The sequence below is a fragment of the Rhizobium sp. S96 genome, assembly GCF_030382195.1.
Lineage (GTDB): Bacteria > Pseudomonadota > Alphaproteobacteria > Rhizobiales > Rhizobiaceae > Rhizobium.
Genome location: NZ_JAUDRY010000010.1, coordinates 1 through 24,969, shown reverse-complemented (window position 1 = coordinate 24,969; position 24,969 = coordinate 1). Strand labels below are relative to the sequence as shown.

24 protein-coding genes are annotated in these 24,969 nt (G+C 60.7%); 9 read left to right on the top strand and 15 right to left on the bottom strand.

The genetic code is table 11. The features are described from left to right. Positions 1-100: 100 nt before the first annotated feature. From QTL94_RS12395 to QTL94_RS12385, 3 genes are all read right to left on the bottom strand, one after another. Entirely contained in the window at positions 101-553 is a 453-nt protein-coding gene (locus QTL94_RS12395; RefSeq protein WP_289801779.1) for an HPr kinase/phosphorylase, read from the bottom strand. Beyond that, the gene (locus tag QTL94_RS12390; protein ID WP_502944130.1) at positions 550-2,340 is read right to left on the bottom strand and encodes a sensor histidine kinase; all 1,791 of its coding nucleotides are present in this window, start codon (positions 2,338-2,340) and stop codon (positions 550-552) included. Before QTL94_RS12390 ends, QTL94_RS12395 begins: the two co-directional genes overlap by 4 nt. Positions 2,341-2,419: 79 nt before the next feature. After that, complete coding sequence (locus QTL94_RS12385; protein WP_198928687.1) at positions 2,420-3,148, bottom strand: response regulator transcription factor; 729 nt, start codon at positions 3,146-3,148, stop codon at positions 2,420-2,422. Positions 3,149-3,490: 342 nt separating this feature from the next. On the opposite strand from QTL94_RS12385, the gene QTL94_RS12380 reads away from it, so the two are divergent. From QTL94_RS12380 to QTL94_RS12370, 3 genes are all read left to right on the top strand, one after another. Beyond that, positions 3,491-5,101 carry a phosphoenolpyruvate carboxykinase gene (locus QTL94_RS12380; RefSeq protein ID WP_289801777.1) on the top strand — a complete coding sequence of 537 codons (1,611 nt, stop codon included), beginning with the start codon at positions 3,491-3,493 and terminating at the stop codon, positions 5,099-5,101. A gap of 97 nt (positions 5,102-5,198) precedes the next feature. Next, a complete protein-coding gene (arfB, locus tag QTL94_RS12375; protein WP_289801775.1) occupies positions 5,199-5,633 on the top strand; it encodes an alternative ribosome rescue aminoacyl-tRNA hydrolase ArfB in 435 nt (144 codons plus the stop codon). Position 5,634: 1 nt separating this feature from the next. Continuing rightward, complete coding sequence (locus tag QTL94_RS12370; RefSeq protein WP_289801773.1) at positions 5,635-6,246, top strand: alpha-ketoglutarate-dependent dioxygenase AlkB family protein; 612 nt, start codon at positions 5,635-5,637, stop codon at positions 6,244-6,246. On the opposite strand, the gene coaA is transcribed toward QTL94_RS12370, so the two are convergent. The 7 genes from coaA to hisB are packed head-to-tail and all read right to left on the bottom strand — an operon-like array spanning position 6,243 to position 10,900. After that, on the bottom strand, positions 6,243-7,238 hold the full coding sequence (gene coaA / locus QTL94_RS12365; protein ID WP_065690635.1) for a type I pantothenate kinase: 996 nt from the start codon (positions 7,236-7,238) through the stop codon (positions 6,243-6,245). The genes QTL94_RS12370 and coaA overlap by 4 nt on opposite strands. Beyond that, positions 7,238-7,558, bottom strand: a complete 321-nt coding sequence (locus tag QTL94_RS12360) for a phosphoribosyl-ATP diphosphatase (RefSeq protein ID WP_289801770.1) — start codon at positions 7,556-7,558, stop codon at positions 7,238-7,240. Before QTL94_RS12360 ends, coaA begins: the two co-directional genes overlap by 1 nt. 16 nt (positions 7,559-7,574) lie before the next feature. Continuing rightward, a complete protein-coding gene (hisF, locus tag QTL94_RS12355) occupies positions 7,575-8,363 on the bottom strand; it encodes an imidazole glycerol phosphate synthase subunit HisF (RefSeq protein ID WP_289801768.1) in 789 nt (262 codons plus the stop codon). Then, positions 8,360-9,109, bottom strand: coding sequence for a 1-(5-phosphoribosyl)-5-[(5-phosphoribosylamino)methylideneamino]imidazole-4-carboxamide isomerase (hisA, locus tag QTL94_RS12350; RefSeq protein WP_289801767.1), 750 nt, complete (start codon positions 9,107-9,109; stop codon positions 8,360-8,362). The genes hisF and hisA overlap by 4 nt, the downstream gene beginning before the upstream one ends. Before the next feature lie 26 nt (positions 9,110-9,135). After that, positions 9,136-9,786, bottom strand: coding sequence for an imidazole glycerol phosphate synthase subunit HisH (gene hisH, locus QTL94_RS12345; RefSeq protein ID WP_289801766.1), 651 nt, complete (start codon positions 9,784-9,786; stop codon positions 9,136-9,138). Further along, entirely contained in the window at positions 9,786-10,268 is a 483-nt protein-coding gene (locus tag QTL94_RS12340; protein WP_289801765.1) for a DUF2628 domain-containing protein, read from the bottom strand. Before QTL94_RS12340 ends, hisH begins: the two co-directional genes overlap by 1 nt. 23 nt (positions 10,269-10,291) lie before the next feature. Then, positions 10,292-10,900, bottom strand: a complete 609-nt coding sequence (hisB, locus tag QTL94_RS12335; RefSeq protein ID WP_289801764.1) for an imidazoleglycerol-phosphate dehydratase HisB — start codon at positions 10,898-10,900, stop codon at positions 10,292-10,294. Between the two features lie 178 nt (positions 10,901-11,078). Here hisB and hslV point away from each other — a divergent pair, with 178 nt between their 5' ends. From hslV to QTL94_RS12310, 5 genes are all read left to right on the top strand, one after another. Beyond that, positions 11,079-11,603 (top strand): ATP-dependent protease subunit HslV, encoded by a 525-nt coding sequence (hslV, locus tag QTL94_RS12330; protein WP_065690642.1) that lies wholly within the window; start codon positions 11,079-11,081, stop codon positions 11,601-11,603. A gap of 75 nt (positions 11,604-11,678) precedes the next feature. Further along, positions 11,679-12,983, top strand: a complete 1,305-nt coding sequence (gene hslU, locus QTL94_RS12325) for an ATP-dependent protease ATPase subunit HslU (protein WP_065690657.1) — start codon at positions 11,679-11,681, stop codon at positions 12,981-12,983. Positions 12,984-13,172: 189 nt separating this feature from the next. Then, positions 13,173-14,120, top strand: a complete 948-nt coding sequence (locus QTL94_RS12320) for a DUF1402 family protein (protein WP_289801762.1) — start codon at positions 13,173-13,175, stop codon at positions 14,118-14,120. A gap of 50 nt (positions 14,121-14,170) precedes the next feature. After that, positions 14,171-15,574, top strand: coding sequence for a cytochrome P450 (locus QTL94_RS12315; RefSeq protein ID WP_289801761.1), 1,404 nt, complete (start codon positions 14,171-14,173; stop codon positions 15,572-15,574). Between the two features lie 100 nt (positions 15,575-15,674). Next, positions 15,675-17,846 carry a malate synthase G gene (locus QTL94_RS12310; protein ID WP_289801760.1) on the top strand — a complete coding sequence of 724 codons (2,172 nt, stop codon included), beginning with the start codon at positions 15,675-15,677 and terminating at the stop codon, positions 17,844-17,846. A 77-nt stretch (positions 17,847-17,923) separates the two neighbouring features. Here the strand turns inward: QTL94_RS12310 and QTL94_RS12305 are convergent, their stop codons facing one another. Then, the gene (locus tag QTL94_RS12305; RefSeq protein ID WP_289801758.1) at positions 17,924-18,613 is read right to left on the bottom strand and encodes a L,D-transpeptidase; all 690 of its coding nucleotides are present in this window, start codon (positions 18,611-18,613) and stop codon (positions 17,924-17,926) included. A gap of 181 nt (positions 18,614-18,794) precedes the next feature. Between QTL94_RS12305 and QTL94_RS12300 the strand changes: the two genes are divergently transcribed. Beyond that, positions 18,795-19,289: an MmcB family DNA repair protein gene (locus QTL94_RS12300; RefSeq protein ID WP_065690645.1), complete on the top strand. Its 495-nt coding sequence runs from the start codon at positions 18,795-18,797 to the stop codon at positions 19,287-19,289. A 20-nt stretch (positions 19,290-19,309) separates the two neighbouring features. Here the strand turns inward: QTL94_RS12300 and QTL94_RS12295 are convergent, their stop codons facing one another. From QTL94_RS12295 to lhpI, 4 genes are all read right to left on the bottom strand, one after another. Next, a complete protein-coding gene (locus QTL94_RS12295; RefSeq protein ID WP_065690660.1) occupies positions 19,310-19,885 on the bottom strand; it encodes an ActR/PrrA/RegA family redox response regulator transcription factor in 576 nt (191 codons plus the stop codon). A gap of 69 nt (positions 19,886-19,954) precedes the next feature. Then, a complete protein-coding gene (locus tag QTL94_RS12290) occupies positions 19,955-21,265 on the bottom strand; it encodes an ActS/PrrB/RegB family redox-sensitive histidine kinase (RefSeq protein WP_289801757.1) in 1,311 nt (436 codons plus the stop codon). 27 nt (positions 21,266-21,292) lie between these two features. Further along, entirely contained in the window at positions 21,293-23,749 is a 2,457-nt protein-coding gene (gene hrpB / locus QTL94_RS12285; protein ID WP_289801756.1) for an ATP-dependent helicase HrpB, read from the bottom strand. Between the two features lie 6 nt (positions 23,750-23,755). Then, the gene (gene lhpI / locus QTL94_RS12280; RefSeq protein ID WP_289801755.1) at positions 23,756-24,697 is read right to left on the bottom strand and encodes a bifunctional Delta(1)-pyrroline-2-carboxylate/Delta(1)-piperideine-2-carboxylate reductase; all 942 of its coding nucleotides are present in this window, start codon (positions 24,695-24,697) and stop codon (positions 23,756-23,758) included. Between the last annotated feature and the right edge of the window lie 272 nt (positions 24,698-24,969).

The following is a 24,969-nucleotide window of genomic DNA, read 5'->3' as shown; positions in this document are numbered from 1 at the left end:
AGCAATCGCGTCCACCGTGGGGGCACATCTTGGCGATGAAAAGCCGAAGTGCAAGACAAAAATACGACTTTATGGGCCGGATTTGCTGATTTGAGAGGCATTATCGTCCAATATCGGGCAGCGCTGCCATCAGGACAGCCAAGGGAAGCGGTGCGGTGGCCAACAATCGAACGACCGGGAGGTCGATGCCCTCAGCGATCACCGACCGTTCATTTGCAGGCGGAACGCGATCCTCCCCTGTAACGTTGCCGGGCAGGACCGCATAGTGCATCCGCGCTTCGTCGATATGCGGCACCCGGACAATGCCGGTTCCGCGAAGTTCGATGAGCCCGGCGATCGTCGGTGGACATCGCGCGATCACGTCTTCGCCGCGCCGGGAGATGAGCACCTGATCGTCCGCGACAAGCATGGAAGAGATATTCATCCGTTGCGCCTCGGCGATGCAGGTGAAGGCAAGCATTGACTTCCCCCACCCTGATGGCCCGAGGAACAGAAGGCCGGTCTTGCCGACGACAATAGCGGTGGCGTGGATGTTAGACGGCGCGTCGGTCATGCGGTCGTGTCGACGGGCAGGGCGAGAATGAATCGAGCGCCGACGACCTTCTCGCTTTCCGCATCGATGATGTTTTCCGCCCGCAGCGAGCCGCCATGTGCTTCGGCGATCTGCCGGCTGATCGAAAGCCCGAGGCCGGAATTCTGGCCAAATCCTTCGGATTCGGGGCGGTCTGTGTAGAAGCGCTCGAAGATGCGATCGATATCCTCGGCCTGTATACCAGGACCGTTGTCCTCAACATAGACAATGCAGCGCGAGCGGGTCCGCACCAGCCTGACAGTGATCTTGCCTTCATGGTCGGCGACAAAGGAGCGCGCATTTTCGATCAGGTTGGTGATGATCTGGCCAATGCGCAGGTCATGCCCATTGACGACGAAACGGGTTTTCACACCAGGCTTCCGCTCGATCGCGAATTCGATCTGAACCTCTTTCTTGCGGTTGTGGATCTGGCGCGACACGTCGACGAGATCGCGCAGCAGGATCTCAAGATCGACTGATCCGGCGTCGACACGGGCGAGCTCGGCGTCGAGGCGCGAGGCATCAGAGATATCGCTGATGAGGCGATCGAGGCGGCGCACGTCGTGCTGGATAACATCCATGAGACGCTTCTTTGAATCGTCCGACTTCGCGAGCGGCAATGTCTCGACCGCGCTGCGCAGCGATGTCAGCGGGTTCTTGAGTTCATGGCTGACATCGGCGGCAAAGCTCTCAATCGCGTCGATGCGGTCGTAAAGCGCAGTCGTCATCTCGCGCAGTGCGATCGACAGGTTGCCGATTTCGTCCTGGCGCGCCGAGAAATCAGGAATTTCCTCGCGTTCCTTGGCGCCGCGGCGGACGCGGATGGCGGCAGCCGACAGGCGGCGCAGCGGATTTGCGATCGTGGAAGACAGCACCAGCGAGAGCAACACGTTGACGAGCGTCGCAACACCGAACACGCGCATGATGCCCAGGCGTTCCGCATGGACGATGTTGTCGATGTCACCCGCCTGGGTCGACAGGAGAAGAACGCCAAGCACAGCACGGAAGCGCTGAATCGGCACCGCGACCGAAACGATCAACTCGCCTTTCTCGGTGGTGCGCACGACGGCGCCGCGGACACCCGTCAGCGCATTCATGACCTCCGGATAGATCGAACCGTCACCGCCGGGCGCTTCCTTGTAAAGGGGCAGGTTACCGGGTTGCAGCACCTTATTGAAAATCGTCGTGAACCATTCGCCCCAGGTCTGCTCCTGATCCTCGACGGGCGGCAGATCGAAGCGCAGTACCTGCCCGCGCGAATAAAGGTGGCGCGAGTCGAGCAGCAGATTGGCATCGGCGTCGAAGATGCGGGCACGTGTGCGGGTAGGGGAGATCAGCCGGCGCAGCACCGGCGCCACCTTCTCCGGATCGATCGGGAACTCGAGGTCCTCGTCGTTTGGAACAGGCGTGATGCTTTGTCCGGCCTGCAGTTCCAGCAGCTTCTCGGGATCGATGGTAATCGAGTTGGTGTCGACCGAGGCCGAGGCCGAGACGGCACCCGCGATGATCTCACCTTGCGTCAAGAGGCTCTCGACACGAGCGTCAATCAGCCCCTCGCGGAACTGGTTGAGGTAGAGAATGCCGCCGACGAGAACGACCAGCGCCGCAAGATTGAAGAAAAGAATGCGGCGCGTCAGGCTGGAAAAGACCGCATTGCCGAAGATCCGGCGGATGATCGTAAAGGGATGCGACCAACGCCTTCCCCTGACGCGGCGGCCGCTTACGCCCTCCACGTCATCCAGATCCCTTTCCTGCACCAACTGTGCCAACGACAGGCCCTTTCGGAGAGCGGTCCGCAGGTCGCGAACTCAGCTCTCTACAATTCTCGTATGCCGCACCGCTCGGGCGTCAGGCTGCTTCGCGGAAGCGGTACCCCACTCCGTAGAGCGTTTCAATCATATCAAAGTCAGTGTCGACCATCTTGAATTTCTTGCGCAGCCGCTTGATGTGGCTGTCGATGGTTCGGTCGTCGACATAGACCTGCTCGTCATAGGCAGCATCCATCAAGGCGTCGCGGCTTTTTACGACGCCTGGACGCTGAGCCAACGAGTGCAGGATCAGGAACTCGGTAACCGTTAGCGTCACCGGTTCGCCCTTCCAGGTGCAGGTGTGCCGCTCCTGGTCCATCACCAGCTGACCACGTTCCAGAGACCGCGCGAGCTGGGCCGCGCCCGGCTTCGGCGCAACGCCGCCGGCTGCAGCCGCGGCCTCGCGGCTGGATGCACGGCGCAGCACGGCGCGAACGCGCTCGACCAGCAGTCTTTGCGAGAAAGGTTTGGTGATGAAGTCGTCGGCGCCCATCTTCAGGCCGAAGAGTTCATCAATCTCCTCGTCCTTCGAGGTGAGGAAGATCACCGGCATGTCTGATTTCTGGCGCAGGCGGCGCAACAGCTCCATGCCGTCCATGCGCGGCATCTTAATGTCGAAAATGGCCAGCTGCGGCGGCCGTGCGAGAAGACCATCGAGGGCCGAAGCGCCATCCGTGTAGGTCTCGACCTTATATCCTTCTGCCTCCAGCGCAATCGATACTGAAGTGAGGATGTTGCGGTCGTCATCAACGAGCGCGATTGTCGGCATGGTATTCGTCTCCGTCATCTATGCGCGTCTCCAGGAATTTCAAGGTCCCCTAGCCGGCCTCTCTGAACCGGATGCGCTTATGGGGATAAAGGTGGAACAAATTGTGGCAAAGATAAAGGGGAGGATTGTTTCAAAGTTTTGAAGACAGCTTGTGGTTGTGCGACAAATTGAACCTGCCTAGCCGAATTCAAACGATTTAAAATAATCGGCAATAATTTAAATCGATTAAATAATTGATATTACTATATTTTATTGATTTCGGCCTATTGCGTTTTAAAAATCCTGCCCGTACGGTCACGCTCAGTTTCTTAACGGCACGAGCCTCAAGGGAAGGGAAAGACCATGGAGCTGTTCGGAGTCCACAACCCGGCGATAGAGCTGGCGACGATCGGTTTGGGGAGCGCAAATAGCGCTCGCTATAACTTTACCGCCGCCTACCTCTATGAAGAGTCGATTCGCCGGGGCGAGGCCGAACTCACCGCTCATGGAGCCTTGCGCGCCCTGACTGGCCAGCACACCGGCAGGTCCCCACGTGACAAGTTCGTCGTTCGCGATGCCAACACGGACGGCCAGATTTGGTGGGACAACAACAAGCCGATGTCGCCGGAGAATTTCGCTCTGCTGAAGCGGGATATGCTGGCGCATGCAGCCGGGAAGGACTTGTTCGTTCAGGATCTGATCGGTGGCGCCGATGAAAACAACGCCTTGCCGACACGCGTCGTCACAGAGCTTGCCTGGCACTCGCTTTTCATCCGCAACCTATTGATCCGTCCGGAGCGCTCGACGCTGGAAGGCTTCGTTCCGAAGCTGACCATCATCAATCTTCCGACCTTCAAGGCTGATCCCGAACGCTACGGCTGCCGCACCGAGACGGTCATCGCCTGCGATCTCACGAATGGTGAAGTCCTGATTGCTGGCACGTTCTACGCCGGCGAGATGAAGAAGTCGGTCTTCACCGTGCTCAACTACCTCCTGCCGGCAAAGGGCGTCATGCCGATGCACTGCTCGGCAAACGTTGGGCCGGATGGCGATGCGGCCGTATTCTTCGGACTCTCGGGCACCGGCAAGACGACACTGTCGGCAGATCCTTCCCGCACGCTGATCGGCGACGACGAGCACGGCTGGGGCGAGGACGGCATCTTCAATTTCGAAGGTGGCTGCTACGCCAAGACAATCCGTCTCTCGGCGGAAGCAGAGCCGGAAATCTATGCAACGACGCAGCGTTTCGGGACGGTTCTCGAAAACGTCGTACTCAATTCCGCTCGCGAGCCCGATTTCGATGATGGCTCGCTGACGGAAAACACGCGCTGCGCCTACCCGCTGGATTTCATTCCGAATGCCTCGAAAACCGGCCTCGCAGGCCACCCGAAAACGATCATCATGCTGACGGCCGATGCCTTCGGCGTGATGCCGCCGATCGCCAAGCTAACGCCGGACCAGGCAATGTACCACTTCCTCTCCGGCTACACCGCCAAGGTGGCCGGTACCGAGCGTGGTGTCACGGAGCCGGAGGCAACGTTCTCGACCTGCTTCGGCGCGCCTTTCATGCCGCGCCACCCCTCGGAATACGGCAATCTGCTGAAGGACCTTATTGGTCGTCACGGTGTCGAATGCTGGCTGGTCAACACCGGGTGGACCGGCGGCGCTTATGGCACCGGCAAGCGCATGCCGATCAAGGCAACGCGCACGCTGCTCGCCGCCGCGCTTTCCGGCGACCTCGGCAAGACCGATCTGCGGGCTGATCCGAACTTCGGTTTCGGCGTTCCCGTTGCGGTGCCGGGCGTCGATAGCGGCATTCTGGATCCGCGTTCGACCTGGCAGGATCCGGTCGCCTACGATGCGCAGGCAGCGAAGCTCGTTGCCATGTTCATCGAGAATTTCGCCAAGTTCGAGGAGCATGTCGATGGCGGGGTGCGCGATGCGGCCCCGGGTTTTCGGATCGCGGCTGAGTAAATAAGCAACAACGCATTGATGATTCACGTGAAACCCGGCCTTGAGAGGCCGGGTTTTGCTTGTTTCCAAGCAGCCGGCGATATGAGATAGACATCCCATGGCCAGCGACCCGCTCTACATCAACGATCGAATCACCATCGCAGGGTGGGAGCTGACGGAACAGTTTGTTCTGGCGGGCGGTCCGGGCGGCCAGAACGTCAACAAGGTCTCCACAGCCGTTCAGCTGTTCTTCAACATCCAGGCCTCGCCCGCGCTCAACGAGCGAGTGAAGGCAAACGCTATCAAGCTTGCGGGAAGGCGCCTCTCGAAGGAGGGCGTCCTGATGATCGAGGCCAGCCGTTTCCGCAGCCAGGACCGCAATCGCGAGGATGCGCGCGAGCGGCTGAAGGAATTGATCCTCGATGCCGCCAAGCCGCCGCCGCCGCCACGCAAAAAGACCAAACCGACCAAGGGCTCGGTGGAGCGCAGGCTCAAGGCGAAATCGGGTCGCTCCGAAGTCAAGAAGATGCGCGGGCGCCCAGCCGGAGATTGACATGCTGCAGCTGCCGAATGGTGTTCGTCACAGTCCGGAATATCTGAGCCGTTCAAGGCAGGAGGCACTGGTCGACATCATCCGCGCGATCGTCGTCGAGGCACCGCTATTCGTGCCGGTGATGCCAGGTACGGGAAAACCGATGTCTGTGCGCATGACCAATTGCGGCCCGCTCGGCTGGGTCACGGACAAGGAGCGTGGCTATCGTTACCAGCCAACGCATCCGGTAACCGGCAGGCCGTGGCCGGATCTGCCGCAAGAGCTTCTGGATATCTGGAGCGACCTTTCTGGCTACGGCAAGCCGCCGCAGGCTTGTCTCGTCAATTTCTACTCGGATGACGCGCGCATGGGGCTGCATCAGGACAAGGACGAACAGGATCTCGCTGCGCCCGTTGTTTCGATCTCGCTTGGCAACACCTGCCTGTTCCGTGTCGGTGGATTGCAACGCACCGACAAGACGCTATCCCTGAGGCTCTCGAGTGGCGATGTCGTCGTGCTGGGTTCCGCGGGTCGGATGTGTTTTCACGGCGTGGATCGCATTTACCCTGCAACGTCGACATTGTTGAAGAACGGCGGCCGCATCAATCTGACGCTACGCCGCGTCACTCTCTAGAGCTTTCGAAGCGCAACCTGCTCGATGAGGTGATTCTGTCCCTTGCGCAGGATCAGATCGGCGCGGGGCCTGGTCGGCAGGATATTCTCGCGCAGATTCTTGAGATTGATGTTTTCCCAGAGGCCCTCGGCGATCGAAATCGCCTCTTCCTCGCTAATCGAGGCATAGCGGTGAAAGAACGAATTCGGATCGCGAAACGCCGTCTCTCGCAGTCGCATGAAACGCGTGACGTACCAGTTATGAATCCGGCTTTCCTCCGCGTCAATGTAGATCGAGAAGTCGAAGAAGTCGGAGACCATCGGCACGATCTTGCCGCCCGCAGGCAGGTCGCGCGACTGCAGCACGTTGATGCCCTCGAAGATCAGAATATCAGGGCGGTCGATGATCTTGTGCTCGTTCGGCAGCACGTCATAGACCAAGTGCGAATAGGACGGCGCCTTTACATTCGGCTGCCCTGCCTTGATCGCTGCCAGGAAGCGAAGGATTGCTCCTGTGTCGTAGCTCTCGGGAAAGCCCTTGCGCTGCATCAGGTTTTCACGCTGCAGCACGGCGTTTGGATAGAGAAAGCCGTCCGTCGTTACCAGATCGACCTTCGGGCTGGAAGGCCAGCGACGCAACAGTTCTTTCAGAATGCGCGCCGTCGTGGATTTGCCCACGGCCACGGAACCGGCGATGCCGATCACAAAGGGTGTCTTCGCCACATTGGAGAGGCTGAGGAAGCGGTTGCGCTGTTCAAACAGCAATTGCGACGATTCCACATGCGCCGAAAGCAGGCGCGACAGCGACAGGTAGATGCGCCGCACTTCATCGAGATCGATGGGGTCACCCATCGAGCGCAGACGCTTCACCTCGTCCGCCGTGAGCGTCAACGGCGTATCGGCCCGGAAGCGCGCCCATTCGTCCGATGAAAAGAAGTGGTAGGGCGAATACGAATTCGCCTGGAAGTGATCGAGCGCTTCAGTCGCTCCCGTAATCTGTCGTGCGATGCTCATCAGCTTTGCCGACTGGCCTTTTCCTTGAGGCCGGATTGAGCGGTACGACGCTCAAGTTCCGCCATGACATCCTGCAACGGAATCCCCGCAACCTTCAATACGACCAATAGGTGATAAAGGACGTCAGCAGCCTCGAAGGTGAGGTTGCTGCGGTCGTCGGTCACGGCAGCCATTACGGCTTCAATAGCTTCTTCGCCAAGCTTTTTCGCCGCTTTCGGCTGCCCGGCTGCGACCAGTTTTGCGGTCCACGACTCCTCCGGCGAGGCTTTTGACCGCTCTTCAACGATCTTTTCCAGGTCGAACAGGGTAAATTGGTTCATGGCTTTGCTTTCAAGCTCAGTCGAGACGCATGGCGATGCCGTTGGAAGCCATATAGCGCTTGGCTTCGCCGACGGAATAGGTGCCGAAGTGAAAGATGGAGGCAGCAAGAACGGCCGTTGCGTGCCCTTGCTTGACTCCGGCTACTAGATCATCGAGATCGCCGACGCCGCCAGAGGCGATGACGGGAACGCTGACCGCATCGGCGATCGCCCGCGTCAGTTCGAGATCGTAGCCGACTTTTGTTCCGTCCCGGTCCATCGAGGTGACCAGCAGCTCGCCGGCGCCGCGTTCGACCATCTTGCGGGCAAAGTCCACCGCGTCGATCCCGGTCGCGTTGCGGCCGCCATGCGTGTAGATCTCCCAGGCGCTGATATTGTCGCCGCCAACAGCCTGTGTCAGCCGGCGCTTGGCGTCGATAGAGACGACAATGCATTGGTCGCCGAACTTGTCCGCGGCCTCGGCCACGAAGTCAGGATTGCTGACGGCGGCCGAGTTGATCGACACCTTGTCGGCGCCACAAAGCAGCAGCTTGCGGATGTCGGCAATCGTGCGGATACCGCCGCCGACGGTGACCGGCATGAAGCATTGCTCGGCCGTGCGCGCCACGACATCGAAGATCGTCTCGCGATTGTCCGAGGACGCGGTGATGTCGAGGAAGCAGAGTTCATCGGCGCCTGCGGCGTCATAGGCCTTTGCCGCTTCCACCGGATCGCCGGCATCGACAAGGTTCACAAAATTGACGCCCTTGACGACGCGGCCGTCCTTGACGTCGAGGCAGGGAATGACACGAGCCTTGAGGGTCATTGCGCAGTCTCCTTTGCCCGTGCCGCCTTGATCAATGCCAGAGCTTCCGCGGGATCGATCCGGCCATCATAGAGCGCCCGGCCCGAAATGGCACCTTCGAGCTTTCTGGCGTCCGGACGAAGCATGCGTCTCACATCGTCGATTGAGGCCAGACCGCCGGAGGCAATCACCGGAATGGACACCGCGTCTGCGAGTTCCAGTGTCGAATCCCAATTGATACCGGTCAGAATGCCGTCGCGATCGATATCGGTGTAGATGATCGCGGCAACGCCGGCGCCTTCGAACTTCTTGGCTAGTTCGACGATCCCCAGTTCGGACGCCTCGGCCCATCCCTCGACGGCCACCTTGCCACCCTTGGCGTCGATGCCGACAGCGACATGGCCCGGAAATTTCCTGCAGGCTTCGATGACCAGCTCCGGATTGCGCACGGCAATGGTGCCGAGGATCACGCGCGTCAATCCGCGGGACAGCCAGCTTTCGATATGATCGAGCGTGCGAATGCCGCCGCCGAGCTGAACCGGATTCTTCGTCGACGTCAGGATTGCGTCGACGGCCGCGCCATTGACGCTTTCGCCGGCGAAGGCGCCGTTCAGGTCAACGACATGCAGCCATTCGAAACCCTGGTCCTCAAAGGCTTTCGCCTGTGCGCCCGGGTCTGGATTATAGACCGTGGCCTGTTCCATGTCGCCGAGCTTGAGCCGAACGCACTGGCCGTCCTTGAGGTCGATGGCGGGAAATAGGATCATTCTGTTTGTCCTTGGAAAGCGCGAGCTCAGGGCTTCCAGCGCAGGAAATTGGCAATCAGGGCGAGGCCGAGTTTCTGGCTCTTTTCCGGATGGAACTGGGCACCCACCATGTTGTCGCGGCCGACAAAGGCGGTGATCGGTCCGCCGTAGCCAGCCGTTGCGATCACATCCTCGGGGTTCTGAGCGGCCAAATGGTAGGAATGAACGAAATAGGCGTGCAGCCCGTCCGGCCCGGTCGGAATTCCGTCAAAAACGGGATGAGCGCGCTGAAGATCGAGCGTGTTCCAGCCGATCTGCGGGATCTTCAGGTCGGCATCGTCCGGCGTCATCTTGACGACATCGCCGGGAATCCAGCCAAGACCTTCGGTCGTTGTCTTCTCCAGTCCACGCGAGGACATCAGCTGCATGCCGACGCAGATGCCGAGAAAAGGCCGGGCCTTCTTCTCGACCGCTTCGATCAGCACCTCCGTCATGCCGGGAACGGCATCGAGGCCGCGCCGGCAGTCGGCATAGGCGCCGACGCCGGGAAGCACCACGCGATCAGCAGCGGCAACGTTCTCGGCCTTGTCCGTGAGGTCTATGACCGCATCGATACCGGCTTCGCGGGCGGCACGTTCGAAGGCCTTTGTTGCCGAGCGCAGATTGCCCGAACCGTAGTCGATAATTGCGACGCGCATCAGCGTCCTCCATCAAAACCAAAGAGACCGAGTGATGTGGCGTTGCCGCGGTCGCCACGGGACGCACTGTTCCAGTGCGGCGAGGGGACCCGGCTATCGCTATCCAGATCGGTCTGAATTTCAGAAAAATAGATCTCTTCCGCCACGCTGAGCGAATCGGCGGAGACAAGCGCATCCTCTTCCCAGCCCTTCGAGAGCAGGTGGCGAATACGGGCGTTCTGCCCCTCGAGCGCGACCAAAAGGCTCGTGCCAAAGGAAATAGCGACGCCCAACGGCCAAAGTCCGGGCTGATCCATCAGCGCCCCGCCGAGGCTCTGCAGGAGAAAGGCGGCAACGGCGTGCAGCCAAAGGCGGTGAGCGGCAAGCCAGATCCAGGGAAAGAGAAAACCGAGTACGGTGAAGCCGTCGCGGATGATCCGCGTTTTCTCGTGGGCGATATCGGCTCCGCCGGGAGCCGTCAGAACCAGATAGCTGGAAGTCATATCGTCAAGCTCCCTGAAGGGGCTCAGACGAGCGTGCCCTTCGTCGAGGGTACACGGCCCGCCTGCCTCGGATCGATCTCTGTCGCCGTGCGCAATGCGCGGGCAACGGCCTTGAAGCATGTCTCGGCAATATGGTGGTTGTTGGCGCCATAATGGTTCAAGATATGCAAGGTGATGCCGGCGTTCTGGGCCAGGGCCTGGAAGAACTCGCGAACGAGTTCGGTATCGAAGGTGCCGATCTTCGGCGCGCTGAAGGCAACGTTCCAGACGAGGAACGGACGACCGGAAAGATCGACGGCGGCCTTCGTCATCGTCTCGTCCATGGCGAGATCGATTGACGCGTAGCGCGTGATGCCACGACGATCGCCAAGTGCCTTGGCGATGGCCTGACCGATCGCGATACCGGTGTCCTCGACGGTGTGGTGGTCGTCGATATGCAGGTCGCCCTTGGTCTCGATCTCCATATCGATCAGCGAATGTCGTGACAGCTGGTCGAGCATATGATCGAAGAAGCCGACGCCCGTCGAAATCTTCGCTTTACCGGTGCCGTCGAGATTGACGGAAACGGATACCGAAGTTTCGTTCGTCTTGCGGGACACGGATCCCGTGCGGCTTGATGCGATCTCGGCCATGTGGCTGCTCCATGCGGAAATACGCGGGTTCCTTATCAGGCAAGCCGCGAAATATCCAGAAGCGCGACGGGAGAAATCGAAGCCAATTGCAATCGGCATTTGCCAACTTACATAGGGCTCAACAGGGCCGATGTGCGGCCCGAGGTAATAGCCCGCCTGACGGGCTAAGGTGTATTCGATGACAACGATTATTACAGTTCGAAAGGGCGGCAAGGTCATCATGGCGGGCGACGGTCAGGTCAGCCTCGGCCAGACCGTCATGAAGGGCAATGCCCGCAAGGTGCGCCGTATCGGCAAGGGCGACGTCATTGCCGGCTTCGCGGGTGCCACAGCCGATGCGTTCACGTTGCTGGAGCGTTTGGAAAAGAAGCTCGAGCAATATCCCGGTCAACTGATGCGCGCCGCCGTCGAGCTCGCCAAGGACTGGCGTACCGACAAGTACCTGCGCAATCTCGAAGCCATGATGCTGGTCGCCGACAAGTCGGTGACGCTGGCAATTACCGGCAACGGCGATGTCCTGGAGCCCGAACACGGCGCCATCGCGATCGGTTCCGGTGGCAACTATGCCTTCGCCGCCGCTCGCGCGCTGATGGACAGTGACAAGTCCGCCGAAGAAATCGCCCGTCGCGCCCTCGATATCGCCGCAGACATCTGCGTCTATACCAACCACAACCTCGTGGTCGAAACACTCGACGCCGAATAACGACCATCTTGCAAAAAGGGTCCTGTGGGCCGGGCCGATAGAGGCCGGCCGGAACAGGAAAGCCAAGAGGATACCATGACCAATTTTTCTCCCCGAGAAATCGTCTCCGAGCTGGACCGTCATATCATCGGCCAGCATGACGCCAAGCGCGCCGTGGCCATTGCGCTGCGCAACCGCTGGCGTCGCCAGCAGCTCGATGAGAGCCTGCGCGATGAGGTGATGCCCAAGAACATCCTGATGATCGGCCCGACCGGCGTCGGCAAGACGGAGATCTCCCGACGTCTCGCCAAGCTCGCCGGCGCCCCGTTCATCAAGGTCGAAGCCACCAAGTTCACCGAAGTCGGCTATGTCGGCCGCGATGTCGAGCAGATCATTCGCGATCTGGTCGAGGTCGGCATCGGCCTTGCGCGTGAAAAGAAGCGCTCCGAGGTCGAGGCCAAGGCGCATATGAGCGCCGAGGAACGCGTGCTTGACGCGCTGGTCGGTTCGACCGCGTCGCCAGCGACACGCGACAGTTTCCGTAAGAAGCTGCGTGCCGGTGAGCTTGATGACAAGGAAATCGACATCGAAGTGGCCGATACCAGCACCGGCATGGGCGGCTTCGATGTCCCCGGCATGCAGGGCGGCATCGGCATGATCAACCTGTCGGAAATGTTCGGCAAGGCCATGGGCGGTCGCACGAAGAAAGTTCGCACGACGGTCAAGGCCTCCTATACAGACCTGATCCGCGACGAGTCGGACAAGCTGATCGACAACGAGGTCATCCAGCGTGAGGCGGTGCGGGCTGTCGAGAACGACGGCATCGTCTTCCTCGACGAGATCGACAAGATCGCTGCCCGTGATGGCGGCATGGGTGCCGGCGTTTCGCGCGAAGGCGTGCAGCGCGACCTGCTGCCGCTGGTCGAAGGCACCACGGTGTCGACCAAGTACGGGCCGGTGAAGACCGACCACGTCTTGTTCATCGCATCGGGCGCCTTCCACGTCTCCAAGCCGTCGGACCTGCTGCCGGAATTGCAGGGCCGCCTGCCGATACGCGTCGAGCTGCGCCCGCTGACCAAGGAAGACTTCCGCCGCATCCTGACGGAAACCGAAGCCAGCCTCATCCGGCAGTACAAGGCGCTGATGGAGACGGAAGGCTTGACGCTGGAGTTCACCGATGATGGCATCGACGCTCTGGCCGATGTTGCTGTTCACCTGAACTCGTCGGTCGAAAACATCGGTGCCCGCCGTCTGCAGACGGTAATGGAGCGTGTGCTGGACGAAATTTCGTTCAATGCACCGGATCGCGGGGGCACCGCTGTAACCATCGATGCCGAATATGTTCGCAAGCATGTCGGCGATCTCGCGCAGAACACGGATCTGTCGCGTTTCATCCTGTGATGCCGAAGCATCGGTCTTCGTCTTTACTGAGCTGATGCCGGCACTTTGACCATCTGAACTCTCGACAACGGGCCTTTTACTTTTTAGTGAAGGGCCCGTTTTGTTGTCAGCGCCAGCATTATTCGGCCAAGATTGTGGTCCAGTCAGCGCGCTTGCCGACCAATGCCAGGAACGATGGGAACGCTGATCGTGCGACGCCTTCTGACAAGCCTTCTGATTGCCGCCACGGTTTTCACCGCGGCGCCCGCTTTTTCGATGCAGGTGGTGCCGCCAGGCAATCGCAATGCCGAACAGCCGAGCGTGCCGGGCGCCTCCGTGCGCCGCACCAAAGGCACGAAGACGTCATTCGACCGCAAGTATGACAAGGTCCACGAGCTTCTTGCCACCGATCATGAGCTGATGGCCAAGATCAAGAAGGTATCGGCTGCCTACGGCGTCGACCCGATCCACGTCATCGGCGCCATCGTCGGCGAGCACACCTATAATGTCGATGCCTATGACCGGCTGCAGTCTTACTACGTGAAGGCGGCATCCTATGCCGGCGAAAGCTTCCGCTTCGCCTATGGCGGCGAAGACGTCGATGATTTCATCAAGCGGCCGCAGTTTGCCGAGTGCAATGGCAAGATTGATTCCTATACTCTGTGGAGCTGCCGCGAGGATGTGTGGGAACGTGATTTCCGCGGCAAGACCGTCGATGGCAAGAGCTTCCCGGACAACCGTTTCAGTGCGGTGTTCTTCCAGCCGTTCTACGCCGGCCAGACGTTTGGCCTTGGCCAGATCAACCCGCTGACGGCGCTGATGCTCTCCGATCTCGTCACCAAGGTATCGGGCTATGAAAAGCTGAACGAAAAGGACGCAGGCAGCGTCTATAAGGCGATCATGCAGCCAGATATCTCGCTGGCCTTTGTTGCTGCCGCCGTTCGTCGTTCGATCGACGACTACAAGCAGATTGCCGGCATGGATATCTCCAACAATCCGGGTCTCACCGCAACGCTTTATAATCTCGGCAATTCGCGCCAGCGCGCGGCGGCACTCGCGGCCAAGAACCGTGCCTCTGGACAGACCGTCTGGCCGGAAGAGAACTATTACGGCTGGCTGATCAACGACAAACTGGACGAGCTGGAGCGCCTGCTCTAGTTCTAGCCTTACCGGGAGGGCGACAATCTTCCGCGAAAGGCTTGTATCATATGGACATGCGTCCAGATCCGTTCGTTCCGCCAGCGCCCGTTCCGCGCACGGCGCCGCCGAGCCGGCTTGAAATCATCCGTACCATTCTGCGCAACCCGCTCGAACTGTGGGGTGAGCCTTCCTACACGCTGCCGTGGATCAAGACGCGCTTCTTCCGGGAAAGCACGCTGATCGTCAACGATCCCGGCTTGATCAAGCATGTCCTCGTCGACAACGCTGCGAACTATCGCATGTCCGATATCCGCCAGCTTATTCTGCGCCCGATCCTTCGCGACGGGTTGCTGACGGCCGAGGGCGAGGTCTGGAAGCGATCTCGAAAGGCGGTCGCCCCCGTCTTTACGCCGCGCCATGCAAACGGCTTTGCTGGGCAGATGCTTCGCCAATCGGAGGAGTATGCGCGCAAATATGAAACGGCTGATAGCACGGGGCAGACGTTCGACGTCGCCAGCGATATGGCCGAACTCACCTTCGCCATCTTGGCCGACACGTTGTTTTCCGGTGAAATCGTCACCTCTTCCGACAGCTTTGCCGATGATGTGAATGCGCTTCTCCATCGCATGGGCCGCGTTGATCCCATGGATCTCCTGCGGGCGCCGTCCTGGGTTCCGCGCATTACCCGTATTGGTGGCCAGAAGGTGCTGGACAAGTTTCGCAACATCGTCCGCGAGACGATGGATGCCCGCCTTCGGCGCATGCAGGCCGATCGGGCGACGACGCCCGAGGACTTTCTAACCCTGCTGCTGGATCAGGCCGCGAGCGGCGGCCTTACCAATGCCGAGATCGAAGACAACATCCTGACCTTTATCGGCGCGGGCCATGAAACGACGGCGCGCGCGCTGGCCTGGACACTCTATTGTGTCGCCAACACACCGCATATCCGCGACGCAATGGAAGAGGAAATCGACCGCGTTCTGGCAACCGGCGTGGAGCCGGTGAAATGGCTGGACCTGATGCCGTACACGCGCGCTGCGTTCGAGGAGGCTTTACGCCTTTATCCGCCGGCTCCATCAATCAACCGTGCCGCGATTGCTCCCGATCGCTGGACGGACGCCAAGGGCGAGACCGTAGAGATCGAAGCCGGCGTCACGGTCCTTATCATGCCCTGGACCCTGCATCGCCATGAACTGTACTGGGAAAAGCCACGCGCCTACATGCCGGAGCGCTTCCTGCCGGAGAACCGCACCAAGATCGGCCGTTTCCAGTTTCTGCCGTTCGGTGCCGGCCCGCGCGTCTGCATCGGCGCGACCTTCGCGCTGCAGGAAGCGGTGATTGCACTGGCCGTGCTGATGCATCGTTTCCGATTTGATATGACCGAGCAAACCAAGCCTTGGCCCGTTCAGAAGTTGACGACGCAGCCGCAAAATGGCCTTCCGATGCGTGTCACACCCCGAGTGTTGCCATAATAGACATAAATCTTTCGAACTATTGCATAATTGACTATCAATGAAAGCCGGGCAAAGTGGCAGCATGCGAAAAGCTGCCACTGTCCGAGGAGATATCTGTATGAGCCGCATCGATAAAAACGGTCTTGCGATCGAAGCTGTCCTTCACGCTTTTCTGGTCGAGGAGGCGCTGCCCGGCCTTGGTATCGATGCGGACAAGTTCTTCGCCGATTTCTCGGCGATCGTTCATGATCTCGCGCCGAAGAACCGCGAGCTTCTGGCCAAGCGCGATGCGCTCCAGCTGCGTATCGATGACTGGTACCGACAGCATGGTGCGCCGACGGATATGGAGGCCTATCAGGCTTTCCTGCGCGACATCGGCTATTTGCTTCCGGAGGGTTCCGACTTCCAGGTGACGACGACCAATGTCGATCCGGAAATCGCTTCGATCGCCGGCCCGCAGCTTGTCGTGCCCGTCATGAACGCCCGTTACGCACTGAACGCCGCCAACGCCCGCTGGGGTTCGCTTTACGATGCGCTCTACGGGACCGATGCAATTCCGGAAAGCGACGGCGCCGAGAAGGGCAGGGGCTACAATCCGAAGCGTGGCGAAAAGGTCATCGCCTGGGTTCGCGATTTCCTCGATACGGCCGCTCCGCTGGCCGACTGGAGCTGGAAGGACGTTGCCGGCTTTGCAATCAAAGACGGTGCGCTCGCCATCTCATCGACAGACGGAGAAGATGTCTCGCTGGCCGATCCAGCACATTTTGCCGGCTATCGGGGTGAGGCGTCGGCGCCGACCAGCATCCTGCTCAAGAACAATGGGATCCATATCGACATCCTCATTGATGCCTCGACGGCTATCGGCAAGAGCGATGCTGCGCACATTTCCGACGTCTGGCTTGAATCGGCGATCACGACGATCATGGATTGTGAAGATTCCATCGCCGCGGTCGATGCGGACGACAAGACCGAGGTCTATCGCAACTGGCTGGGCCTGATGAAGGGCGATCTTCAGGAGGAGGTCTCCAAGGGCGGCTCCAGCTTCATCCGCAAGCTCAATCCGGACCTTGACTACACCGGCCCGAATGGCGCGCCGTTCGAAGTGCATCGCCGCTCGCTGATGCTGATCCGCAATGTCGGCCACCTCATGACGAATCCGGCTATCCTTGATCGCGATGGCAACGAAGTGCCGGAAGGCATCATGGATGCGATGATCACGGCGATGATCGCGCTTTACGATATTGGCCCGAATGGCCGCCGCAAGAATTCGCGCACCGGCTCTGTCTACGTCGTCAAGCCGAAGATGCATGGGCCTGAGGAAGTCGCCTTCGCTGTCGAGATCTTCTCACGCGTCGAAGATGCGCTCGGCATGCCGCGCAACACCATCAAGATGGGGATCATGGACGAGGAGCGCCGCACGACGGTCAACCTCAAGGAATGCATTCGCGCCGCGCGCGAGCGCGTCGTCTTCATCAACACGGGCTTCCTCGACCGCACCGGCGACGAAATGCACACCTCGATGGAGGCGGGCCCAATGATCCGCAAGGGCGACATGAAGCAGGCCGCCTGGATTGCCGCCTACGAGAACTGGAACGTCGATATCGGCCTTGAATGCGGTCTGGCCGGTCATGCACAGATCGGCAAGGGCATGTGGGCGATGCCGGATCTCATGGCGGCGATGCTGGAACAGAAGATCGCTCATCCGAAGGCTGGCGCCAACACCGCCTGGGTGCCGTCGCCGACGGCCGCCACGCTGCACGCCACGCATTATCACCGCGTCAACGTTGCCCAAGTTCAAAAGGGCTTGAAGGATCGCGCCCGCGCCAAGCTGAGCGACATTCTCTCCGTACCGGTTGCTGTCCGTCCGAACTGGACGCCGGAGGAGATTCAGCGCGAGCTGGACAACAACGCACAAGGTATTCTGGGTTACGTCGTCCGCTGGGTCGATCAGGGCGTTGGCTGCTCGAAGGTGCCTGATATCAACAACGTTGGCCTGATGGAAGACCGTGCGACGCTGCGTATCTCCGCCCAGCATATGGCAAACTGGCTGCACCACAAGGTCGTCACGGAAGCCCAGATCGTCGAGACGATGAAGAAAATGGCGGCTGTCGTCGATCAGCAGAATGCCGGCGATTCGCTCTACCATCCGATGGCAGCCGATTTCGACGGTTCGATCGCCTTCAAGGCCGCACTCGAACTCGTCTTGAAGGGCCGGGAGCAGCCGAATGGATACACCGAACCGGTCCTGCATCGCCGCCGTATCGAGCTGAAGGCGAAGCAGGCCGCCTGATTGCCGGTGGAGTGAATAAAAAAGGCCGCCGAAACCTGGTTTCGGCGGCCTTTTTTATACCAGATTTCAGGTCCAGCTTACTGGATAACGATGACCTTGGACGTCGCCTTGCCCGGGCGGACGCGGCTATAGAGGTCGATGACGTCCTGGTTCATGAGGCGAATGCAGCCGGAGGAGGCAGCCGTGCCGATCGATGCCCATTCCGGGGTGCCGTGTAGACGGAAGAGGGTGTCCTGGCCCTGTTCGTTGAAGAGATACATGGCGCGTGCGCCGAGCGGATTGCTCAGGCCCGGACCCATGCCGTCTTCGACGTACTTGGCGATCTCAGGGCGACGGACGGCCATTTCCTTCGGCGGATGCCAGGTCGGCCATTCCTGCTTCCAGGCCACGTAGGCGGTGCCGGCCCATGCAAAGCCCTGCTTGCCGACGCCGATGCCATAGCGCATCGCCTTGCCGCCGGGCATGATGTAGTAGAGGAAGCGTTCGCGGGTGTTCACGATGATCGTGCCCGGACGTTCGCTGGTTTCGTAGGAGACAACCTGGCGATGGAACTGTGGCTTCACCTTCTGGATCGGGATCGCAGGAAGCGAGTAGCCGGCATCCGACGTAACCCCATAGGCGTCGTCGAAGATCTGCGCTGTCTGGACCGTCGGCCCTGGAGCGGCGGTCTTGTTTTCCACGGAAGCGCTTTCGGAAGTGGTGGAGCAACCGGCCAGCGCGAGCGTCGCGATCAGGCCGAATACAGGAATTGCATTGCGGATGCGCATGGATGTCTCATAGTAAAGGAGCAGGGGAGGATCGTTCTTTCGAACCATCTTTGATTATGGTTTATTTTCGATTAACTTCGCCTTTGCAAGCTGTTGCAGTGCGGCAAAACGAATACGCAACGGCAAACTAGAACCGCATTGTTTTTTTGCAACAACGCGCGCGTCACCCCTACGGTTATCCATGACGATTTTGAGTGTTTACAATAACAATCCGTTAATAGATGGCCGGCAATCGGACAGAGCCATGCTCGTGCGCCGCGGGACTCAGATTTTACTTCACGAGATGCGCCACGCGGTGCTGCCGGAACTATCCCTGGCGAGTGGCCGGCGCGCTGACTTGATTACGATTTCCGAGAAGGGCGAGATCTGGATCATCGAGATCAAGACCTCGATCGAAGACTTCAAGGTGGATCGCAAATGGCCGGAATATCGCCTTCACTGCGACCGGCTTTTCTTCGCAACTCACAAGGATGTGCCGCTCGATATCTTTCCGGAGGAGTGCGGTCTCTTCCTGTCGGATGGGTACGGCGCGCATATGCTGCGCGAAGCACCGGAACACCGGCTGGCTCCGGCGACCCGCAAGTCCGTGACCCTGAACTTCTCGCGCGCCGCTGCCCAGCGCCTGCTGATGGCCGAATGGGCCAATGGCAAGCCTTTCGACGTCGACGACGTCTGATCCGATCGACCTGGATTGATTTACTTGGGTGCGCGCTTCGCCAGGATCCGCTGCAAGGTGCGGCGATGCATGTTGAGCCGCCGCGCCGTTTCGGAAACGTTGCGTTCGCAGATCTCGTAGACACGCTGGATATGCTCCCAGCGCACGCGATCCGCCGACATCGGGTTTTCCGGCAACTCGGCTTTCTCTCCGGCGCGCTGCGTCAGGGCGGCATAAACGTCGTCGGCATCCGCCGGCTTTGCCAGGTAGTCGACGGCCCCAAGCTTCACCGCTGTCACTGCGGTTGCGATGTTGCCGTAGCCGGTCAAGACGATAATGCGTGTGTCGTCGCGCCGTTGCCGGATCGCCTCGATCACATCCAGACCATTCCCATCCCCGAGGCGCAGATCGACGACCGCATATTTCGGAGGATGGCTCTTCGACTTGGCAACGCCTTCCGCAACCGACTCGGCTGTTTCGACAGAAAAGCCGCGCGTCTCCATGGCGCGCGCCAGACGTCTGAGAAACGGGCCGTCGTCATCGACGATCAACAGGCTCGCATCCGGACCGATGTGGTCCTCGGTTGCTGAAGAAGTCTCGTATGTCTCATCGCTCATCGTCGTCAATCCTGGCGCTATCCGCCTGACATAAGTCAGTTTCGCTGTTCTTTCATTAGGCTGATACAGTCATTTTGTCGAATGCGCATCCACCAGCATGCGCGGCCATTCGACACGAACGCGGGCGCCGGCGCTTTCGGGCGCGCGGTTCTCGAAGCTCAGCGAGGCACCGGAGCGCTCGAGAAGCGTCTTGGCGATGAAGAGCCCCAATCCCAGGCCCCCCGCGCGATCTTCCCGCTGTCGCTTGGTCACGTAAGGCTCGCCAATCCTGGTCAGGATGTCAGGAGAGTAGCCCTCACCGTCGTCTTCTACGGTAATGCGAACCTTCCGCTGGTCATACTCAACGGTAACGGTAACTTTCTCACGCGCGTAATCGACGGCGTTTTCGATGAGGTTGCCGAGGCCGTACATGATGCCGGCATTGCGGTCGGTCACCGGTTCTCCCTTGCGGGCGCTCCTTTCGATCAGTTCCAGCTTTATCCCGAACTCGCGATGCGGCGCGACGATCTCTTCCATCATTGAAGAGAGCGGGAGGCGGCGAAGATGCGCTTCCCCTTCTGCCGAGAGGGTGGCCAGCCGCCTCAGAATATCACGGCACCGCTCGCTCTGGCTGCGCAGAAGCTGCACGTCTTCGCGAAAACGATCGTCGTCCTTCAGCTCGCGTTCCATTTCCTTCGCGACGACGCTGATGGTGGCGAGCGGCGTTCCAAGTTCATGGGCAGCGGCAGCCGCTAGTCCATCCAGCTGCGACAGATGCTTCTCGCGTTGCAGAACGAGCTCGGTTGCGGCGAGCGCATCCGCCAGCTGGCTTGCCTCCATCGAGACTCGGTAGGCATAGAACGCGGCGAAGGCCATGGTCGAGGCAATGGAGCACCAGACACCGAACTGCATCACCGTATGAACATTGATCTCGACGCCACCGAACCAAGGAAGCGGAAACGGCGACACCGCGAGAATGGTGATGCAGATCATCGCAATGACGATCAGCACCATGCTGTAGCGGATCGGTTGTGACGCAAAGGAGATGATAACAGGCACGCAAACGAGCGCAGCGAACGGATTGGCCAGCCCGCCGGTAATGAAAAGCAGCGCGCACAACTGGAGAAGATCGAAGCCCAGCAAGGCGAAGGCGGCCTGCGGGGCGATGCGATGCGTCGGCGGGTAGCGGATCATCAGGTAGAAATTGACGCTGGCAAGCGCCACGATCAGCAGGATGCTGGCGATCAGCGGAAGCGGGAACTTCAGCCAGAAGGCGACGATAAAAACAGTCAGCGCCTGGCCGCCGACGGCAAGCCATCTGAGGCGTATCAGCGTCTGGAGCCTTAGGCGCCGGCTATTGTGTCTGTCTTCTTCCGGCATGCTTTCGACGTGATCGACCATGAAGCGTTCCTTGAACTTCTCTGCGGCTCATGTACCACGCGGCTTTGCCCTTGTCGTCGGGGCGGCCTCATCGGGCCGTTCCGGCCAGGGATGCCTGGGGTAACGACCGCGCATGTCGGCGCGTACGTCCTTCCAGGATCCCGCCCAGAAGCCCGGCAGATCGCGGGTCGTCTGGATCGGGCGATGGGCTGGGGAGGTTAATTCCAGCAGCAACGGCAGACGCCCGCCGCCAATCGTCGGGTGCTGTTTCAGCCCGAACAGCTCCTGAACGCGGATCGTCAACGTCGGTTCTTCGCCATCATACTGGATGGGATGACGCTGTCCCGTCGGCGCCTCGAAGTGCGTTGGCGCCAGACGCGCAAGATCTCGCTGCAGTTCGTGCGGAACGAGCGCCATCAGCCCGTTCGAAAGACCGCCTGCCGAAATGTCGGAGAGGCCGCGCGCATCTGCCTGAAACGGAACGAACCATTCGTCCAGCCGGCCAAGCAGCGCCTCGTCGCTCATATCGGGCCATGGGGCCCCGATTCCACGATGAAGGAAGCCCAGCCGCTCGCGCAACTGCAATGCCTCCTTGGAGAAAGGAAGCTGGTCGAGCCCGATATCTCGAATACCCTCGGCAAGCGCCTGCGTCACGGAAGCGCCCGACGGGCGGGGCAAGGGCGTCTCATCGAAAACGATCGCGCCGAGTCGCGTTGCGCGCCGCGCCCGGACCTGCCGGCTTTGCCGATCGAAGAAGGTCTGGTCGTCCGTCGAGATTGCCCCGGGCAATTCGGCTTCGATATCGCCACGCGAAACCTCGGCGGCCGCGAGAATACGGCCTTGGGCCGCTCGACCGGTCAGGTCGGCAATCACGAGCATTTGGCTGCCGGCGAGTCGTTCGGTCTCGGGCAGCTCCGCGCCGCGACCGTTCGCCATGACGAAACGGCCCCTGCCGTCGCGCTGCAGAGCAATTCTGTCAGGAAAGGCATGCAATAGAAGACGACCGGCAAGGCTCGGCTCATCAGCCTTCGTCACATCAAGCCCCCTGGCAAGCCTTGTCGCCAGCTGACGAGACGCTTCGGCGCGATCGCCGCGTTCGGATTTGAACCGCCGGATCCTGTCCTCGAGGTCGATGCTGCTGCCCCCCAGCCCCTGTTCGGTCAAGAGGACGGCAAGCATGGCGGCATCGCGCGCATGGCCGGTCTCGCCGGCGCCGACCACCATGGCCGCCAGCCGCGGCGGCAATGCCAGGTCGCGGATCACCTTGCCATGCGGCGTCAACGTGCCGTCCTTGTCGAGCGCGCCCAGCTGTCGCAGCAGAGCGCGTGCCTCCTGGAGCGTCGTGTCGGGAGGCTGGTCGACGAACGCCAGGGACCGCGTATCCTGGACGCCCCAATGGGCAAGGTCGAGTACAAGGCCGGATAGATCGGTCGACAGAATCTGCGGCGGCGTGAAGGCCGGCAGCGCTGCTGTCTGTCCCTGGTGCCACAGGCGAATGGCGATCCCGGGTTCCGTACGTCCGGCACGACCCGCCCGCTGGTCGGCCGAAGCCCGTGAGACGCGCACCGTTTCCAGCCTGGTAATGCCCGTAGAAGCCTCGAACACCGGTAGCCGCTGCAGGCCGCTGTCGATGACGATCCGCACCCCGTCGATAGTGATCGAGGTTTCGGCGATTGACGTCGCCAGCACGATCTTGCGTGTCCCGGGCAGGGCAGGCCGAATGGCCGCGTCCTGTTCCTTCTGCGAAAGATTTCCGTAGAGCGGTGCGATCAGCGTCTGGCTTCCGAAACGACCTTCCAGTCGCTCGGCCGTGCGGGCGATCTCGGCCTGACCGGGCAGAAAGGCGAGGATCGAGCCGCTTTCGCTCTGATGGGCCTCGGCGATCGCTCGCGTCATGGCGTCTTCTATACGCTCGCCGCCCGGCCTGTCCTGATAGCGGATATCGATCGGGAAGCTGCGCCCCATGCTCTCGATGACAGGCGGGTGGTCGAGCAGGTCGGCGATCCGCGCCACATCCAGCGTCGCCGACATGACCAGGATCCGGAGATCCTCGCGCAGCGCCGCTTGCACGTCGAGCGCCAGCGCCAAGCCGAAATCGGCGTCGAGGGAACGCTCGTGGAACTCGTCGAAAATGACGGTCGAAACGCCGGCCAGCTCCGGGTCGTCGAGAATCATCCGGGCAAACACGCCCTCGGTGACCACCTCGATCCGTGTTCGTGCGGAGATTCGGCTGTCGAGTCGCATGCGGTAGCCGACAGTCTCGCCAACCTGCTCGCCCAGCAGGGCCGCCATCCGGCCGGCCGCGGCGCGCGCCGCCAGTCGGCGCGGTTCAAGGAGAATGATCCGGCCGTCGCCCCGCCAGCCCTGATCCAGTAGATAGAGTGGAACAAGCGTCGTCTTGCCGGCGCCGGGCGGAGCGGACAAGACCGCGCGTGCGCGGGTCGCAAGGGCGGCCGCGATATCGGGAAGGACATGGGAAACCGGCAGGTCCGGCAGAGAGCGCATCGACGTTCAGGCCCGGATTGTCTCGTAGGCGAGGACGGCGCCCGCCAGATCCTCGAGCGCGGCCCCTACCGATTTGAAAAGCGTGATCTCCTCGCTGCTGGTTCGGCCCGGATGCGCACCCGTGACGAGTTCGGCGAGCTCTGCCTTGATCGCGGCCTCCGTCAACACGCCGCTCTTGAGCGGCTGCACGATATCGCCCGCCTCGGTGAGCGCCCCAGCGCGGGTGTCGACAAAAACGCTGGATCGGCTGATCGCCATATCGTCGCTCTCACGCATGCTCGGCTTGAACGCGCCGATAAGATCAAGGTGAGCCCCGGCCTTCAGCCATTCGCCGGAAACGAGCGGCTCCGAGGAAAGGGTCGCACAGGAAATGATGTCGGCGGTGCGCGCCGCGGCCTCCAGATCGACGACGGCTTCTGCCTGAAGTCCGAGCGCGCGCGCCTCGGCGGCAATCGCTTCGGCGTTCTCCAGGTTTCGTCCCCAGATACGGAAGCGTTCGAGCGGGCGCGTCACCGCATGCGCCTGGAGAAGATTGATGGAGAGTCGACCCGTGCCGCAGACGAGAAGTTCTCTGGCATTTGGGTGTGCGAGATAGCGGGCCGCGAGCGCCGAGGCCGCCGCGGTCCGCCGGGCGGTAAGCTCGCCGCCGTCGATCGCGGCCAGCATCTCGCCGGTCTTGGCCGAAGACAGGAGATAGGTGCCGAAGATTGCCGGAAGCGCCCGCTGGGCGTTGTCAGGAAAAACCGAAAGGATCTTCACGCCGGCATACCGACCCGGCACCCAGGCAGGCATCAGGAGCAGGGTGGCATTGCGCTCGCCCGGAACCTCCATGTCATGGTGGTGGCGCACCGGCGTGACGCAGGCGCTTTCGAACATGGAAGCCAGCGCTTCGATCAAGGACGGCCAGGCAAGTGCGGCGCGCGTCTGTTTCTCGTCCAGGACAAGCATTGGTTCATTCCTCTATATAGATAGGCTTTGGGCGGCCAAACTAACGATTGGTTCGGGCCGCGCAAGCATCCCGGAGGCCGTTTCAATGCGTGGGGATCGATCGGTGATCGTCCCGCGTGAGGCAGGAAGCAGGAAATGGCGCCCGATTCCCGGCCAGTTTCACCCCGATCCTCTCTCTCCGGAAATTCCCTCTATGGAATCAGCATGTTACAAAAATGTCAAAAAACTTTGTTGGGGTGTGTTGACTTGGAAAGGGTGGGGGCCGTATAAGC

Excerpts from the sequence above, each read along its gene's own strand:
- QTL94_RS12340 (WP_289801765.1), bottom strand. The coding sequence starts at position 10,268 with ATGACTTCCAGCTATCTGGTTCTGACGGCTCCCGGCGGAGCCGATATC.
- hrpB (WP_289801756.1), bottom strand. The coding sequence starts at position 23,749 with ATGCGCTCTCTGCCGGACCTGCCGGTTTCCCATGTCCTTCCCGATATC.
- hisA (WP_289801767.1), bottom strand. The coding sequence starts at position 9,109 with ATGATCCTATTTCCCGCCATCGACCTCAAGGACGGCCAGTGCGTTCGG.
- QTL94_RS12295 (WP_065690660.1), bottom strand. The coding sequence starts at position 19,885 with ATGAGCGATGAGACATACGAGACTTCTTCAGCAACCGAGGACCACATC.
- QTL94_RS12300 (WP_065690645.1), top strand. The coding sequence starts at position 18,795 with ATGACGATTTTGAGTGTTTACAATAACAATCCGTTAATAGATGGCCGG.
- QTL94_RS12315 (WP_289801761.1), top strand. The coding sequence starts at position 14,171 with ATGGACATGCGTCCAGATCCGTTCGTTCCGCCAGCGCCCGTTCCGCGC.
- hisF (WP_289801768.1), bottom strand. The coding sequence starts at position 8,363 with ATGACCCTCAAGGCTCGTGTCATTCCCTGCCTCGACGTCAAGGACGGC.
- QTL94_RS12290 (WP_289801757.1), bottom strand. The coding sequence starts at position 21,265 with ATGGTCGATCACGTCGAAAGCATGCCGGAAGAAGACAGACACAATAGC.
- QTL94_RS12380 (WP_289801777.1), top strand. The coding sequence starts at position 3,491 with ATGGAGCTGTTCGGAGTCCACAACCCGGCGATAGAGCTGGCGACGATC.
- QTL94_RS12370 (WP_289801773.1), top strand. The coding sequence starts at position 5,635 with ATGCTGCAGCTGCCGAATGGTGTTCGTCACAGTCCGGAATATCTGAGC.
- QTL94_RS12360 (WP_289801770.1), bottom strand. The coding sequence starts at position 7,558 with ATGAACCAATTTACCCTGTTCGACCTGGAAAAGATCGTTGAAGAGCGG.
- lhpI (WP_289801755.1), bottom strand. The coding sequence starts at position 24,697 with ATGCTTGTCCTGGACGAGAAACAGACGCGCGCCGCACTTGCCTGGCCG.
- hisH (WP_289801766.1), bottom strand. The coding sequence starts at position 9,786 with ATGCGCGTCGCAATTATCGACTACGGTTCGGGCAATCTGCGCTCGGCA.
- QTL94_RS12385 (WP_198928687.1), bottom strand. The coding sequence starts at position 3,148 with ATGCCGACAATCGCGCTCGTTGATGACGACCGCAACATCCTCACTTCA.
- QTL94_RS12310 (WP_289801760.1), top strand. The coding sequence starts at position 15,675 with ATGAGCCGCATCGATAAAAACGGTCTTGCGATCGAAGCTGTCCTTCAC.
- coaA (WP_065690635.1), bottom strand. The coding sequence starts at position 7,238 with ATGAGCATCGCACGACAGATTACGGGAGCGACTGAAGCGCTCGATCAC.
- QTL94_RS12395 (WP_289801779.1), bottom strand. The coding sequence starts at position 553 with ATGACCGACGCGCCGTCTAACATCCACGCCACCGCTATTGTCGTCGGC.
- hisB (WP_289801764.1), bottom strand. The coding sequence starts at position 10,900 with ATGGCCGAGATCGCATCAAGCCGCACGGGATCCGTGTCCCGCAAGACG.
- QTL94_RS12305 (WP_289801758.1), bottom strand. The coding sequence starts at position 18,613 with ATGCGCATCCGCAATGCAATTCCTGTATTCGGCCTGATCGCGACGCTC.
- hslV (WP_065690642.1), top strand. The coding sequence starts at position 11,079 with ATGACAACGATTATTACAGTTCGAAAGGGCGGCAAGGTCATCATGGCG.
- arfB (WP_289801775.1), top strand. The coding sequence starts at position 5,199 with ATGGCCAGCGACCCGCTCTACATCAACGATCGAATCACCATCGCAGGG.
- hslU (WP_065690657.1), top strand. The coding sequence starts at position 11,679 with ATGACCAATTTTTCTCCCCGAGAAATCGTCTCCGAGCTGGACCGTCAT.